Origin of the sequence: Rahnella sp. PAMC25617 (assembly GCF_050606005.1) — a bacterium.
In the GTDB taxonomy this organism is placed as follows: Bacteria; Pseudomonadota; Gammaproteobacteria; order Enterobacterales; family Enterobacteriaceae; genus Rahnella; species Rahnella variigena.
Window position 1 is genome coordinate 668418 of the sequence record NZ_JBOCUM010000006.1, and the last position, 14854, is coordinate 683271.

Here is a 14854-nt window from a genome sequence, read left to right on the forward strand (position 1 = left end):
GATCTGTGCGACATCCCTTAGTGACACTGCTGCTGACCGCCGCAGTTATGGTGACAGCAGGTTGCGGATTCCATTTACGTGGAAAAACCAACGTTCCCGACGAACTGCAAACAATCGTTTTAGACAGTGGGGATCCGTATGGTCCGATGACTCGTAATATCAGGACTCAGCTGCGTCTTAGCAATGTGACCATTGTTGATGATCCAACCAAACAGCAGCGTAAGGATATTCCTTCGCTGCGCGTGGGTGCAGAGTCAGTAGGTCAAAGTACCGCGTCGATCTTCCAGGACGGTAAAACCGCTGAGTACCAGATGGAAATGAATCTGAGTGCAACCGTACTGATGCCGGGTAAAGATATTTATCCAATCCACGTGAAAGTGTTCCGTTCGTTCTTTGACAACCCGTTAACGGCGCTGGCAAAAGATAACGAGCAGGACATCATTATCGATGAAATGCGTCAGCAGGCTGCACAGCAACTGATCCGTAAGTTGCTGACCGTTCATGCGTCTGAACTGCATAAAGCTGAAGATGTCGGCGGACGTGAGGTAGAAGTCATTTCTACCAGTACATCCGCTGGCAGCAAGTCGTCTGAGGATACCAAAGAGGTACCACCAACGACGTCGTCCAGCACGTCTGTAAAATGATCCGAGTTTATCCGGAACAACTTGCCGCGCAGCTCCGTGAGGGGCTGCGCGCTTGTTATGTGTTATGTGGCAACGATCCTTTGTTGCTGCAGGAAAGTCAGGACAGCATCCGCAAAGCGGCGCAGCTGGCTAATTTCGAAGAGCATTACACCTTTATCATCGATAACCATACTGAATGGGAATCAATCTTCAGCATCTGCCAGGCGCTCAGCCTTTTCGCCAGCCGTCAGACCCTGATGCTTATCCTGCCCGAAAATGGTCCGACAGCGCCGGTTGCCGAACAACTCCTTAAGCTCACGACGTTATTGCATGATGACATCCTGCTGCTGTTACGCGGAACTAAGCTGACCAAAGCTCAGGAAAACAGTGCATGGTTTAAAGCGCTGAGTGACAAAGGCGTTTTCATCAGTTGCCAGACGCCCGAACAGGCTCAGTTGCCGCGCTGGGTTTCACGCCGTGCGAAAGAGTTATCTCTGGAGCTTGATGAGCCCGCCAACCAGCTTTTGTGTTACTGTTATGAAGGCAACCTTCTGGCGTTAGCGCAGTCTCTGGAGCGCCTCTCCCTGCTTTATCCGGATGGTAAACTCACGCTGCCACGCGTGGAAGAAGCCGTGAATGATGCTGCGCATTTTACGCCATATCACTGGCTGGATGCTCTGCTTGCGGGGAAAAGTAAACGTGCCTGGCACATTTTGCGTCAGCTGCAACAGGAAGACAGCGAGCCGGTTATTTTACTGCGCACCGTGCAACGTGAACTTCTGATGCTGTTGAATCTGAAACGTAAAATGGATAACACGCCACTCCGCACATTGTTTGATCAGCAAAAAGTCTGGCAAAATCGCCGGGCACTGGTGACACAGGCGCTGCAACGCTTATCGCTAGCGCAACTTTCTCAGGCCGTACGTTTACTGACTCAAATGGAGATTACGCTAAAACAAGATTACGGTCAGTCAGTCTGGTCGGAGCTTGAAAGCCTCTCCATGCTATTATGTGGAAAACCATTACCCACCCATTTCGCTGGTTTGGGTTCGTATTGAAGTCAGGTATCCGTTATGCCGCGTAACACCTCTCTTACTTCTTCCTCCGGCCCAGCACCGTTGCTGGCCTTTTTTGGCGGCACGTTCGATCCGATCCATTACGGTCATCTGAAACCGGTGGCCAGTCTGGCGAATATCGCCGGGTTTGATCAGGTTATCCTGCTGCCCAATAATGTCCCGCCGCATCGTCCGCAGCCCGAGGCCACGGCGCAACAACGCCTGCAGATGGTTGAGCTTGCCGTCGCCGCCGATCCGCTGTTTTCTGTTGATCCCCGCGAACTGATGGTGGATACGCCCTCCTACACCATCGAGACACTTGCAACGTTACGTAAAGAACATGGCGATGATTGCCCGCTGGCGTTTATCATTGGGCAGGATTCATTGCTGACGTTGCATAAATGGCACCGCTGGGCGTCACTGCTGGATTTCTGTCATCTGGTGGTGATGGCGCGTCCGGGATACAAAGAGCGTCTCGATACGCCAGAATTACAGAAATGGTATGACGCCCACCGGGTGACTGATGCTGAAAAGCTGAAACAGAAACCCTGCGGATTCATTTATCAGGCCAATACGCCCCTGCTGGATATTTCAGCGACAGAAATCCGGGAACGGCGCCATGCGGGGCTAGATTGCTCAGATTTACTGCCAGCAGCGGTTGAGCACTATATTGAATCGCAGGGCTTGTACCGCCAGTAGCGAACGCGTGCTATACTGCGCCGCTTAATTTCGGCTCTCGATAACGCTACGTGACTCACCAATACAATGTATTGATTGTTAAACGTTTTAGGCTGTTTTCCTGATAACCGCTATGTTTATCCATCATGAGACTGATTGTCGCTTCGGTGCCGCACCGGCGAACGTCTTGTGGTGTCAATTGTTTCAAACATCCCCAGGGGGAACCTTTGCAAGGTAAAGCGCTCCAAGATTTTGTTGTCGATAAAGTCGACGACCTGAAAGCACAAGACATCATTGCCATTGATGTTAAAGGTAAATCAAGCATCACTGACTGCATGATTATTTGTACCGGCACATCAAGCCGCCATGTTATGTCCATCGCCGGGCATTTGGTTGAAGAAATCAAAGCCGTCGGTCTCGATGCGATGGGCGTGAAAGGCATCAACGAAGCTGACTGGGTCGTTGTCGATCTGGGCGAAGTGATCGTTCATGTTATGCAGGAAGAAAGCCGTCAGTTGTATGAGCTTGAGAAACTCTGGGGCTGATGCGTGAAGCTGCAACTTGTCGCCGTCGGCACTAAAATGCCTGACTGGGTACAAACCGGTTTTAACGATTATCTGCACCGCTTTCCTAAAGACATGCCGTTTGAACTGACTGAGGTTCCGGCAGGGAAGCGCGGGAAGAACGCGGATATCAAACGCATTCTTGAGAAAGAAGGCGAGCTGATGCTGGCCGCGGTCGGAAAAGGGAATCGCATCGTGACGCTGGATATTCCAGGGACACCGTGGGAAACCCCGCAACTGGCGCAGCAACTGGAACGCTGGAAACAGGACGGACGTAATGTCAGCCTGCTGATCGGCGGTCCGGAAGGATTAGCTCCGGCCTGCAAGGCGGCGGCGGAACAGAGCTGGTCGCTCTCTCCGTTGACACTCCCTCACCCGCTGGTTCGGGTTCTGGTCGCGGAAAGTCTTTACCGTGCCTGGAGTATTACCACTAATCATCCATACCACCGCGAATAACGGGTGGTGAATGTCAGCAACATGAATTAAGTAGTGGGATGAAAATAGATCGTAACCCTTTTCGCGACTATACGGCTGAATCAGCCCTCTTTGTGCGCCGTGCACTGGTGGCGTTCATCGGCATTCTGCTACTTAGCGGTGTCCTGGCCTTCAATCTCTATAACCTGCAAATCGTCCGGTTTCAGGATTACCAAACCCGTTCCAACGATAACCGCATCAAGCTGGTGCCGATTGCGCCAAGCCGCGGGATTATCTATGACCGCAACGGCACCCCGCTGGCGCTGAACCGGACGATTTATCAGCTGGAACTGGTGCCGGAAAAGGTTGACGATTTGCAGGCCACGCTCGAAGGCCTCAGACCGATTGTTGATCTCACCGATGAAGATATCGAAAACTTCAAGAAAGAACGTCAGCGCTCGCGGCGTTTCACTTCAATAGCGGTAAAAACAGCCCTGACCGAAGTTCAGGTCGCGCGTTTCTCCGTGAACCAGTTTCATTTCCCCGGCGTTGAAGTCAAAGGCTATCAGCGTCGCTATTATCCTTACGGCTCTGCACTGACGCACGTGATCGGCTACGTGTCGAAAATTAACGACCGCGACGTAGAACGTCTGGATAAAGACGGTATTCTCGCCAACTACGCGGCGACGCACGACATTGGTAAGCTCGGCATTGAGCGTTATTACGAAGATACCCTGCACGGTAAAACCGGCTACGAAGAGGTAGAAGTTAATAACCGCGGCCGCGTTATCCGCCAGCTTCACGAAGAACCGCCTCAGGCGGGGAAAGATATTTACCTGACCATCGACCTGCCTTTGCAGCAATACATTGAAGTGTTGCTGACCGGCAGCCGCGCCGCCGTGGTGGTGACCGATCCACGCGATGGCGCGATCCGCGCGCTGGTATCTAACCCAAGTTATGATCCGAACCTGTTTGTGGATGGCATCTCCAGCAAGGATTACAGCGGTCTTCTTAACGACCCGAACAAACCGCTGATTAACCGTACCACGCAAGGTGTTTACCCGCCGGCCTCGACCGTGAAACCGTACATTTCGGTTTCAGCACTGACCTCGGGCGTAATCACTAAAAACACGTCGTTGTTCGATCCGGGCTGGTGGCAGTTGCCGGGCTCAGACAAGCGTTATCGCGACTGGAAACACTGGGGGCATGGTCGTCTGAATGTCACCAAAGCACTTGAGGAATCGGCTGATACCTTCTTCTATCAGGTGGCTTATGATATGGGGATCGACCGCCTTTCCGAGTGGATGGGCAAATTTGGTTACGGACACTACAGCGGCATCGATTTATCGGAAGAACGCAGCGGTAATATGCCAAACCGTGACTGGAAGTTTAAACGCTTCAAAAAACCGTGGTATCAGGGCGACACCATTCCGGTCGGTATCGGTCAGGGCTACTGGACAGCAACACCGGTCCAAATCATGAAGGCCATGACCACGCTGATTAATGACGGCAATGTCAAAACGCCGCATTTACTGCTGAGTACCAAAGTTGACGGGCAGCTCGTGCCTTATAAGCAACAGGAAACCACGCAAATTGGTGATATCCATTCCGGCTACTGGGAAATTGCCAAAGACGGGATGTACGGCGTAGCTAACCGACCAAACGGGACTGCGCGCAAATATTTTGCTGATGCGCCTTACAAAGCAGCGGCCAAATCGGGGACAGCACAAGTTTACGGTTTGAAAGCCAATGAAATCTATAATGCGCATAAAATCGCTGAGCATCTGCGTGACCATAAGCTGATGACCTCTTTCGCACCGTACGATAAACCGACTGTGGCCGTGGCCGTGGTGCTGGAGAACGGCGGTGCAGGTCCGGCAGTGGGGACTATTTCCCGCCAGATACTCGACCATATTTTACTGGGCGACAATACGACACAATTACCGGCTGACGCGCCAGCGCCGCCGGGAACCGAAGGTGATTAACCGTCAATGACTGAGAACCAACAGAAAAGATCATTGTGGTCGAAAATGCATATCGACCTGACGATGTTGCTGATCATACTTGCGCTGCTGACGTACAGTGCGTTTGTCATGTGGAGCGCCAGCGGTCAGGATATGGGCATGATGGAACGTAAAATCGGCCAGATCCTGATGGGTCTGGTGATCATGCTGGTCATGGCGCAAATTCCCCCGCGCGTTTATGAAAGCTGGGCGCCCTATCTTTATATCTTCTGCGTCTTCCTGTTAGTGCTGGTAGATGCGTTCGGCAGTATCAGTAAAGGTGCACAGCGCTGGCTGGATCTGGGGATTATCAAATTCCAGCCGTCGGAACTGGCGAAGATCGCCGTGCCGTTAATGGTCGCGCGCTTTATCAACCGCGACGTCTGTCCGCCGTCACTGAAAAATACCGCTATCGCACTGGCGCTGATTTTTATCCCTACCCTGCTGGTGGCCGCGCAGCCCGATCTCGGCACCTCGATTCTGATTGCCGCCTCAGGTCTGTTTGTGCTGTTTCTTTCCGGTATGAGCTGGAAACTGATCGCCGTCGCCGCCATTCTGGTTGCCGCGTTTATCCCGATTTTGTGGTTCTTCCTGATGCACGATTATCAGCGTGACCGCGTGATGATGCTCCTCGATCCGGAAAGCGATCCGCTGGGAGCCGGCTATCATATTATTCAGTCGAAAATTGCTATCGGTTCGGGCGGACTATCCGGTAAAGGCTGGCTGCACGGTACGCAGTCACAGCTGGAATTCTTGCCGGAACGACACACCGACTTTATCTTTGCCGTACTGGCCGAAGAACTGGGCCTGATTGGCGTGCTGGTGCTGCTGGGGCTGTACCTGTGCCTGATCATGCGTGGTTTGGTGATCGCCGCCAATGCGCAAACAACTTTCGGGCGTGTCATGTCCGGCGGGCTGATGCTGATTCTCTTCGTTTATGTCTTTGTTAACATCGGCATGGTCAGTGGTATTGTCCCGGTAGTTGGGGTACCTTTGCCTCTGGTCAGCTATGGCGGGTCAGCACTCATCGTGCTAATGGCAGGGTTTGGTATCGTCATGTCGATACATACTCATCGAAAAATGTTGTCAAAAAATTTATAGAGGTGAGCAATGCGTAAGGAGTGGCTTGGAGCTGTCATTATCGGTTTGCTGTTAAGTGGTTGCGCCACTGATGATACCCAGCAACAACAACCGGCACCGCAACAAGCCTATAACGGCCCTGTGGTGGAAATCGGCGGGGCTGATCCGCGTTACGAACCTTATAATCAGGGCACGATGCAGGATTATACCGTCAACGGTAAAACCTATAAGATCATCAAAGACCCGTCTAACTTCTCTCAGGTCGGTCAGGCTGCCTGGTACGGTCAGGAAAATGGCGGCAATACCACGGCAATCGGTGAAGAATTCGACCCGAGTGCCATGACCGCCGCGCACCCGACACTGCCGATCCCAAGCTATGTTCGCGTCACTAACATGGCAACAGGCCGTATGCTGGTTGTGCGTGTTAACGACCGTGGTCCTTATGTGCCGGGCAAAATAATTGACCTGTCACAGGCGGCCGCAGATCGCCTGAATCTGACCAACAGCACTAAAGTCCGTATCGACTTCATCAATGTGGCGCAAGACGGCACATTGTCCGGACCGGGTACGATTGGTACGACTGTCGCTAAACAATCTTACGCCCTGCCGTCACGTCCAAGTTTAGGTGCCAGCAGCATGGGCACGCCGACGCTGAGCACTCAACCGGTCGATACCTCAGATGTGCGTCCGATCAGCAACAGCACCCTAAGTAATCAGAATGCTGCGCCATTAACCAATGACGAAGATAACAACACCGCCGTAGCCTCTGCGCCAGCAGCGACCACGATGTCCGGTAACAGCAGCGGCGGCGGATTTCTGAGTGCGCCAACACCTCTGCGTCAGGGGGTGTTAGAAGGCAGCGAACCGGTGGCAGCACCGGTTGCTGTCGCCAGTGCCGCGCCGGTTGCAGCAACTGCGGCTTCCGCAGCGCCTGCGCATACCACTGCCGTTCCTTCCTCGGGATTTATGGTGCAGGTTGGCGCACTGAGTAATCCTCAGAATGCGCAACTGTGGCAAAAAAGCCTCAGCCAGCGTTTCTCTGTACCCGGTAAAGTACAGGCCAATGGCAGCACCTATCGCGTGCAGCTTGGTCCGTTCAGCACCCGCCAGCAGGCCGAACAGCTGAAACAGCGACTGGCCAGCGAAGCCCAGCAGCAGTCTTTCGTCACTGCCAGTATGTAATTTAGAAATACGGGGCTGCGGCCCCGTTTTTATCAGTGCTCTGTCTTATAAGGGCTCTGTCTTATAAGTAAAAATCAGTAAGCGCCGGTAATCGAAGATGTCTGACTTATGACTCTTCTGCTATAGTGGCGCACGTTTATCACTTACTCCCACGGATGTTGTTGTCCCGATCATGAAACTTGTAAATACTTCACGTTTAGTCAAAAGCCTCGCATTTGGCACCGTAATCACTTTAAGTGCAGCGTCCGCCTATGCCGACGATGTTAATTTAAAAACAATGATCCCTGGCGTTCCGCAAATTGATGCTGAAGCCTATGTCCTGATCGACTACAACTCCGGTAAAGTTTTGGCAGAAATGAATGCCGACGCACGCCGCGACCCTGCCAGCCTGACAAAAATGATGACCAGTTATGTGATTGGTCAGTCCATCAAAGCCGGCAAAATCTCCCCAACTGATATCGTGACCGTCGGTCAGGACGCCTGGGCAACCGGCAATCCGGTGTTCAAAGGTTCTTCCCTGATGTTCTTAAAACCAGGCGATCGCGTGCCGGTTTCTGAACTGAACCGCGGGATTATCCTGCAATCAGGTAACGACGCCTGTGTGGCGATGGCCGACCATGTCGCCGGCAGCCAGGACGCTTTCGTCGCCATCATGAACAACTACGTGAACGCGCTGGGTCTGAAAAATACCCATTTCGGTACCGTTCATGGTCTTGATGCCGCCGGTCAGTACAGCTCCGCCCGTGATATGGCGCTGATTGGTCAGGCGCTGATCCGTGATGTGCCGGAAGAATACGCCACCTATAAAGAGAAAGAATTCACCTTCAACAATATCCGCCAGATGAACCGTAACGGTTTGCTGTGGGATAACAGTCTGAATGTTGACGGCATTAAAACCGGTCACACAGATTCAGCAGGTTACAACCTGGTGGCTTCTGCAACTGAAGGCCAGATGCGTCTGATCTCTGCCGTCATGGGCGGTCACACCTATAAAGGTCGTGAAGTTGAAAGTAAAAAGCTGCTGACCTGGGGCTTCCGCTTCTTCGAAACGGTTTCTCCGCTGAAAGCCGGGAAAGAGTTTGCCTCTGAGCCAGTCTGGTTTGGCGATACCGACCGTGTGGCGCTGGGTGTCGAAAAAGATGCATACCTGACCATCCCACGTGGACGTATGAAAGATCTGAAAGCCAGCTACGTGCTGAACACTCCTGAACTGCACGCGCCGTTGCAGAAAAATCAGGTGGTTGGCTCAATCAACTTCCAGCTTGATGGTAAAACCATTGATGAGCGTCCTCTGGTGGTGATGAACGAAGTGAAAGAAGGCGGCTTCTTTGGTCGCATCGTGGATTACATCAAACTGATGTTCCACCACTGGTTCGGTTAAGTGGCTGCTTGAAAAAGTTTGCAACAATCCCCATATAACCGGTATAGATTATGGCTCCCGCTACGGCGGGAGTTATACTTTCAGAGACAAAACTTAATACGCTGTACAACACGCTGGAGTGCACATGAAAACCAAACTGAACGAACTGCTCGAATTCCCTTGTCCCTTTACTTACAAAGTAATGGGCCTGGCACAACCCGAGCTGGTGGACCAGGTTGTGGAAGTCGTGCAACGCCATGCGCCTGGTGACTACAATCCTCAGGTAAAACCGAGCAGTAAAGGGAATTATCACTCCGTTTCTATTACGATCACTGCCACCCACATCGATCAGGTAGAGACCCTGTACGATGAGCTGGGCAATATCGAAATTGTCCGCATGGTGCTGTAAGCCCTTTCTGACCGATACGCGCGGGAGCCACAACACTGTCGCGCGTTCTCCCCTTCCCTGACTGACGATAACTGCCGTGCAACCACATAACCCGCAAGAACGTATCGTACTGCGCCAGCTTGGCCTTCAGCCTTATGAGCCCGTTTCTCTGGCCATGCACCACTTCACTGAACACCGTAACGCTGACTCGCTTGACGAGATCTGGCTGGTTCAGCATCCGCGTGTCTTTACGCAGGGTCAGGCAGGCAAAGCTGAACATGTTCTGATGCCCGGCGATATTCCGGTTATCCAGAGTGATCGCGGCGGTCAGGTGACGTATCACGGTCCCGGTCAGCAGGTGATGTACGTGATGGTGGATCTCAAGCGCAAAAAGCTCGGCGTCCGTCAGCTGGTCACAGCTATCGAACAAACGGTGGTGGATACGCTGGCGCATTTCTCTATCGACGCTTATCCGCGTGCCGACGCGCCGGGTGTCTATGTCGATGGCAAGAAGATTTGTTCGCTTGGTCTGCGCATTCGCAAAGGCTGTTCGTTACACGGTCTGGCGCTGAATATTGATATGGATCTGGAGCCGTTCCACCGGATCAATCCCTGCGGATATGCCGGTCTCGAAATGACTCAGGCCAGTCTGGAAAAGCCGGGATTAACAGTCGATCAGGTCATGCCTGTTCTGGTGAAATCCTTTAACCATCGCCTTGATTATCAGCAGGTTGATTATCTGCCGTGGCAGATCGAACACTATTCCTCTTCAGCGGAATGATTTTCATCGATTCAAAAACTGCGTCATAAAACCTGCTGCGAAAAAATATTTACACACCATTAACACCCTCTCTCCGGCAGGGGGTGTTTGTGGAAAAAGCTAATATTTTCAATCCACTGGAATCATTACAGGGTTGGTTTTTCGAGAATTATTCTTGTTTAAGGTTAAATAATTGCAGCATTTAGCACTTCAGGCCATGACGAAGGGCTGAACGCAGGGATGCTTCAATGATATAATTTCCGCATTATTTCTACTTTTTTTGATGAATCAGCCAGTTCATTGAATGTCCTGAAAAAACTCGGGTAACGAGTGACAAACCTGGAAGCTGCGAGATTATGAGTAAACCGATTCAGATGGAACGCGGCGTCAAATACCGCGATGCAGACAAGATGGCGTTAATCCCGGTGAAAACCGTGGTCAGTGACCGGCAGGAAATGTTACGTAAGCCGGCATGGATGAAAATCAAATTACCTGCCGACTCAACGAAAATTCAGGGCATTAAATCAGCGCTGCGCAAGAACGGCCTGCATTCTGTCTGTGAAGAAGCGGCTTGTCCTAACCTTTCCGAATGCTTCAACCACGGCACCGCGACCTTCATGATCCTGGGCGCTATTTGTACCCGTCGCTGCCCGTTCTGCGACGTGGCACATGGTCGTCCGACCGCACCAGACACCAACGAGCCAGAAAAACTGGCGCAAACCATCTCGGATATGGGTCTGCGTTATGTGGTTATCACCTCTGTTGACCGTGATGATCTGCGCGACGGCGGTGCTCAGCACTTTGCTGATTGTATTACGGCAATCCGCGCGAAAAACCCGACCATCAAAATCGAAACGCTGGTACCGGATTTCCGTGGCCGTATGGATCGCGCACTGGACATTCTCAACGCCAGCCCGCCGGATGTGTTTAACCACAATCTGGAAAACGTGCCACGCGTTTACCGTCAGGTTCGTCCTGGCGCGAACTACGAATGGTCACTGACCCTGCTGCAACGCTTTAAAGAAGCGCACCCGGAAATCCCTACCAAATCTGGTCTGATGGTCGGTCTGGGTGAAACCAACGAAGAAATCATCGAAGTGATGCGCGACCTGCGTCGCCACGGTGTGACCATGCTGACGCTCGGCCAGTACTTACAGCCAAGCCGTCACCATTTGCCGGTTCAGCGTTACGTGAGCCCGGAAGAGTTTGACCAGATGAAAGAAGCGGCGATGGAAATGGGCTTCACCCATGCAGCCTGCGGTCCGTTCGTGCGTTCTTCTTATCACGCCGATCTGCAAGCCAAAGGCTTAGAAGTTAAATAAAGTCTGACGTGGTGCTCCGGCACTGCGTTTAATATTTTGTTACTTCTTATCGCCGAAAACAAAAAAGGTTGTTCGTGAGAACAACCTTTTTTCATGCCCGGAAAACGTGATTGAGTCAGACTCAGTCTTTGTGCTCTACGCGCTCAGCCGGTTTAGCTTCTGCTGTTTTTTCAGCAGCTGCCGGAGCCGGATCATCATTCATGGCTTTCTTGAAGCCACGCAGTGCTGCACCCAGGTCGCCGCCCAGAGAACGCAGTTTGCTGGTACCGAACAACAGAACGATCAGCACGCCGACCACCAACAATTTAGTAATACTTAGACCTTCCATACATACCTTCTTTACACTGAGTGCTGGAAAACAGCAGTGACAATTTGTCGCTATTAACGGCCATTCGCGACGTTAATACAACCCGAAAATGTAACAGAACGGATCCAGAACTGTGCGCATTATGACCATAGTGAGCTATTATGAGCGTGAATAGCCTGCTCATAAAGTAATTCTGTCTTTATTTACAGCAAAACCACTTCGTCTTTGATTTCGACCCGTTTTACACGCCCGATTAGCCCGCCCGACCATGTGGTGTTTGAGGCGAATAAAAACGGGCGGAACCGGGTTGAGATAGCAGAGTAAATATATCGCTTCCCCGTGTTCTGCCCGCTGTTATCAGATGAAGCGGCTCAGGAATGCCTGCGTGCGAGGATGCTGAGGATTCACCAGCACCTCATCTGCCGCGCCCTGCTCAACCACCACTCCGCGATCCATAAACACCACACGGTCAGCTGCTTCTTTCGCAAAACCGATTTCATGGGTGACCACAATCATGGTCAGCCCCTGCTGCGCCAGATCGCGCATAGTCGCAAGCACCTCGCCCACCAGTTCAGGGTCAAGCGCTGAAGTGGGTTCATCAAACAACATCAGTTTAGGTTTCACTGCCAGCGCACGGGCAATCGCGACGCGCTGCTGTTGTCCGCCGGAAAGATGGCGCGGATACGCATCGGCCTTATCGCTCAGTCCGACCTTTTGCAGCAACTCACGGGCATATTTCTCTGCGTCCTGACGGCTTTCTTTATGCACGCCGACCGGGGCTTCAATAATGTTTTGCAGCACGGTCATATGCGGATAAAGATTGAATTGCTGAAACACCATGCCGATATCCCGGCGCTGGCGCGCAATCGCCCGTTCAGGCAATTTATGCAAACGATCGCCGCGCAGCTCATAACCGATTTGCTCACCGCCCATCATAATAGAACCGCGATCGATATCTTCCAGATGATTAATACAGCGCAGGAATGTCGATTTACCTGAGCCTGACGGCCCGAGGATCACCACCACTTCGCTGGGTTTCACATCCAGATCAATGCCTTTCAGCACTTCATTATCACCGTAACTTTTATGTACGTTACGGGCTGTCACCAGTGATGCCGGTTCGGATGACTGTGCGTCGGATAATAGTTGACTCATAAGTCCTCCTTTCGGGCCAGACCCGGCGAGTTAATGATCGGCGCGGTTTTTTCTTCCGCATTACCCTGACGTCGCTTCGCATTAGGCAACGTCCGGCGCGTACCCCGGGAATAATAGCGTTCTATCGCCGACTGTCCGAGATTGAGTAATGACGTGATAAACAGATACCAGATCACCGCCACCATCAGCATCGGTACCACTTCAAAGGTGCGGTTATAAATGGTTTGCACCGAATACAGCAGGTCGCCCATAGCAATAACGCTGACCAGCGACGTCGCTTTAATCATGCTGATCAGCTGATTACCGGTCGGAGGGATAATCGAACGCATCGCCTGCGGAATGATGATCCGGCGAAGCGCGCGACCACGGCTCATGCCGAACGCCTGCGCAGTTTCCGCCTGACCGTTATCCACCGATAACAAACCGGCGCGGATGATTTCGGCCATATACGCCGCTTCGTTCAGCGCCAGACCGGCAATCGCTGCCGTCAGCGGCGTGATCAGATCATTGGTATTCCAGCTCAAATATTGCGGACCAAACGGGATACCGAGCACCACCCGAGGGAACAGCGTCGACATGTTGTACCAGAACAGCAATTGCACCAGCAGCGGCGTACCGCGGAAGAACCAGATGTACAATCCTGCTAATCTTCGCAGCAGCATGCTGTCGGACAATCGGGCAATCGCCAGCATCAGGCCGATGAAAACACCGAGCACCATTGAGACCACGGTAAGGCCAAGCGTGACGCCCAGGCCTTTGATGACTGTACCTTCCGTAAACCACTGCGCCACCACATGCCATTCGAAATTGGGATTGTGAGAGACAGCCCAGAGAACATCCGCGGCAATCAGCAGCACCACTATCCAGGCAATCCAGCGACCGTAGTTTCGCGGTGCATGGGAAAACTCAACGTTACGTCGTGGATCCTGCGTATAGTCGTCCTTGACTGCCGGCGTTGAACTATACGTTTTATCAGTCATTTAGCCTGCGCCTTTGCCAGGTTGATGCCCGGTGCTGGGATCATATTGCCTTCCAGCCCCCATTTTTTCATGATGATGGCGTAGGTGCCGTTATCGAACAATTTCTGATAACCGGCAAGGATCGCATCACGCACTGGGGAATCTTTTGCCACCACCGTGCCCTGGAAGATATCGCCAAATCCGTTGGATTTACCGGTGCCGGTCAGCTCAAGCTGGCCGTTGGCTTTTTCCACGAAATAGGTCAGCGGAGCCTGAGAAGAGAAGAACGCGTCGGAACGGTTTGAGCGCACAGCCAAAATTGACGTCGGCTGATCGCTGAAAGATTGCACCGTGACTGTCGGTTTACCGTCTTTGACACACACATCCGATTGCTTGCGGATAACCTGTTCAGCAGACCCGCCCGCCATGACAGCGATGCGTTTACCGCAGGTATCATCGAGAGAAGTGATCTTTTCCGGATTACCTTTGCGTACGCCGAACACCACGTATTCTTTCACAAAATCGATGAAATCATTTTTCGCCTGACGATCCGGATAATCACCAATCGGGCCGATGCCCATCTGGTAACGACCAGCCGCCATACCGCTGAGGATGCCAGATAAACCGCTCACGGAAGCATGTTCAATTTTCACACCTAACACTTCGGCCAGCGCGTGTGCCAGATCGGCGCTTGCACCGTCCAGACCGTTTGCGCCGGTGACGATTTCATACGGAGGGAATGACCCGTTGTTCACCGACGTCATCACGCCTGACTTTTGAATATCCGCAGGTAATTTAGCGTGGATCGCCGGATCCATTGTCTGCGTCGGGATGGTCACATTTTCAGCAGCCAGGGCATTCATGGAAGATACGGAAAGTAATGCAGCAGTCAGAACAGCAGCCTGACGTAATTTTTTTGCCATCATTCTCTTATTTCCTCTGTCGAAAAAGTCGGTCTGTGAGTTTATGAATGTTGTGTATTTATAGTGAGTGCCTTCCGTGGCG

General features: G+C 52.3%; 16 protein-coding genes. 12 read left to right on the forward strand and 4 right to left on the reverse strand.

What is annotated here, in order from left to right:
- Nucleotides 1–5 precede the first annotated feature (5 nt).
- The 12 genes from lptE (at nt 6) to lipA (ending at nt 11428) form a co-directional block, all read left to right on the forward strand.
- Nucleotides 6–644 (forward strand): LPS assembly lipoprotein LptE, encoded by a 639-nt coding sequence (gene lptE / locus ACM615_RS09175; protein ID WP_165929019.1) that lies wholly within the window; start codon nt 6–8, stop codon nt 642–644.
- Nucleotides 641–1681 (forward strand): DNA polymerase III subunit delta, encoded by a 1041-nt coding sequence (holA, locus tag ACM615_RS09180; RefSeq protein ID WP_113876059.1) that lies wholly within the window; start codon nt 641–643, stop codon nt 1679–1681. The genes lptE and holA overlap by 4 nt, the downstream gene beginning before the upstream one ends.
- A gap of 15 nt (nt 1682–1696) precedes the next feature.
- On the forward strand, nt 1697–2377 hold the full coding sequence (gene nadD, locus ACM615_RS09185; protein ID WP_113876060.1) for a nicotinate-nucleotide adenylyltransferase: 681 nt from the start codon (nt 1697–1699) through the stop codon (nt 2375–2377).
- A 206-nt stretch (nt 2378–2583) separates the two neighbouring features.
- On the forward strand, nt 2584–2901 hold the full coding sequence (rsfS, locus tag ACM615_RS09190; RefSeq protein ID WP_015698163.1) for a ribosome silencing factor: 318 nt from the start codon (nt 2584–2586) through the stop codon (nt 2899–2901).
- Nucleotides 2902–2904: 3 nt separating this feature from the next.
- Nucleotides 2905–3375 carry a 23S rRNA (pseudouridine(1915)-N(3))-methyltransferase RlmH gene (gene rlmH, locus ACM615_RS09195; protein ID WP_112287631.1) on the forward strand — a complete coding sequence of 157 codons (471 nt, stop codon included), beginning with the start codon at nt 2905–2907 and terminating at the stop codon, nt 3373–3375.
- 38 nt (nt 3376–3413) lie between these two features.
- Entirely contained in the window at nt 3414–5318 is a 1905-nt protein-coding gene (gene mrdA, locus ACM615_RS09200) for a peptidoglycan DD-transpeptidase MrdA (RefSeq protein WP_113876061.1), read from the forward strand.
- Between the two features lie 6 nt (nt 5319–5324).
- The gene (gene mrdB / locus ACM615_RS09205) at nt 5325–6437 is read left to right on the forward strand and encodes a peptidoglycan glycosyltransferase MrdB (RefSeq protein ID WP_112287630.1); all 1113 of its coding nucleotides are present in this window, start codon (nt 5325–5327) and stop codon (nt 6435–6437) included.
- Between the two features lie 9 nt (nt 6438–6446).
- Nucleotides 6447–7598: an endolytic peptidoglycan transglycosylase RlpA gene (rlpA, locus tag ACM615_RS09210; RefSeq protein WP_431011792.1), complete on the forward strand. Its 1152-nt coding sequence runs from the start codon at nt 6447–6449 to the stop codon at nt 7596–7598.
- A 172-nt stretch (nt 7599–7770) separates the two neighbouring features.
- Nucleotides 7771–8979, forward strand: coding sequence for a D-alanyl-D-alanine carboxypeptidase DacA (dacA, locus tag ACM615_RS09215; protein WP_112287628.1), 1209 nt, complete (start codon nt 7771–7773; stop codon nt 8977–8979).
- Between the two features lie 124 nt (nt 8980–9103).
- On the forward strand, nt 9104–9367 hold the full coding sequence (gene ybeD / locus ACM615_RS09220) for a DUF493 family protein YbeD (protein ID WP_013576500.1): 264 nt from the start codon (nt 9104–9106) through the stop codon (nt 9365–9367).
- Nucleotides 9368–9443: 76 nt separating this feature from the next.
- A complete protein-coding gene (gene lipB / locus ACM615_RS09225; protein ID WP_112287627.1) occupies nt 9444–10127 on the forward strand; it encodes a lipoyl(octanoyl) transferase LipB in 684 nt (227 codons plus the stop codon).
- A gap of 335 nt (nt 10128–10462) precedes the next feature.
- On the forward strand, nt 10463–11428 hold the full coding sequence (gene lipA / locus ACM615_RS09230; RefSeq protein ID WP_095921145.1) for a lipoyl synthase: 966 nt from the start codon (nt 10463–10465) through the stop codon (nt 11426–11428).
- Nucleotides 11429–11549: 121 nt separating this feature from the next.
- Here lipA and tatA read toward each other — a convergent pair whose 3' ends face one another.
- The 4 genes from tatA to ACM615_RS09250 all read right to left on the reverse strand — a co-directional run bounded on the left by tatA (nt 11550) and on the right by ACM615_RS09250 (nt 14775).
- Nucleotides 11550–11756, reverse strand: coding sequence for a Sec-independent protein translocase subunit TatA (gene tatA, locus ACM615_RS09235; protein ID WP_112287626.1), 207 nt, complete (start codon nt 11754–11756; stop codon nt 11550–11552).
- Between the two features lie 336 nt (nt 11757–12092).
- Entirely contained in the window at nt 12093–12890 is a 798-nt protein-coding gene (locus tag ACM615_RS09240; protein ID WP_132965142.1) for an amino acid ABC transporter ATP-binding protein, read from the reverse strand.
- Nucleotides 12887–13870, reverse strand: a complete 984-nt coding sequence (locus tag ACM615_RS09245) for an amino acid ABC transporter permease (protein ID WP_113876063.1) — start codon at nt 13868–13870, stop codon at nt 12887–12889. Before ACM615_RS09245 ends, ACM615_RS09240 begins: the two co-directional genes overlap by 4 nt.
- Nucleotides 13867–14775 (reverse strand): ABC transporter substrate-binding protein, encoded by a 909-nt coding sequence (locus ACM615_RS09250; RefSeq protein WP_431011793.1) that lies wholly within the window; start codon nt 14773–14775, stop codon nt 13867–13869. Before ACM615_RS09250 ends, ACM615_RS09245 begins: the two co-directional genes overlap by 4 nt.
- Nucleotides 14776–14854: the final 79 nt, after the last annotated feature.

Bases quoted from the DNA above. Each gene is read 5' to 3' on its own strand.
- holA (WP_113876059.1), top strand. From the start codon at position 641: ATGATCCGAGTTTATCCGGAACAACTTGCCGCGCAGCTCCGTGAGGGG.
- nadD (WP_113876060.1), top strand. From the start codon at position 1,697: ATGCCGCGTAACACCTCTCTTACTTCTTCCTCCGGCCCAGCACCGTTG.
- mrdA (WP_113876061.1), top strand. From the start codon at position 3,414: ATGAAAATAGATCGTAACCCTTTTCGCGACTATACGGCTGAATCAGCC.
- mrdB (WP_112287630.1), top strand. From the start codon at position 5,325: ATGACTGAGAACCAACAGAAAAGATCATTGTGGTCGAAAATGCATATC.
- rlpA (WP_431011792.1), top strand. From the start codon at position 6,447: ATGCGTAAGGAGTGGCTTGGAGCTGTCATTATCGGTTTGCTGTTAAGT.
- dacA (WP_112287628.1), top strand. From the start codon at position 7,771: ATGAAACTTGTAAATACTTCACGTTTAGTCAAAAGCCTCGCATTTGGC.
- ybeD (WP_013576500.1), top strand. From the start codon at position 9,104: ATGAAAACCAAACTGAACGAACTGCTCGAATTCCCTTGTCCCTTTACT.
- lipA (WP_095921145.1), top strand. From the start codon at position 10,463: ATGAGTAAACCGATTCAGATGGAACGCGGCGTCAAATACCGCGATGCA.
- tatA (WP_112287626.1), bottom strand. From the start codon at position 11,756: ATGGAAGGTCTAAGTATTACTAAATTGTTGGTGGTCGGCGTGCTGATC.
- ACM615_RS09240 (WP_132965142.1), bottom strand. From the start codon at position 12,890: ATGAGTCAACTATTATCCGACGCACAGTCATCCGAACCGGCATCACTG.
- ACM615_RS09245 (WP_113876063.1), bottom strand. From the start codon at position 13,870: ATGACTGATAAAACGTATAGTTCAACGCCGGCAGTCAAGGACGACTAT.
- ACM615_RS09250 (WP_431011793.1), bottom strand. From the start codon at position 14,775: ATGATGGCAAAAAAATTACGTCAGGCTGCTGTTCTGACTGCTGCATTA.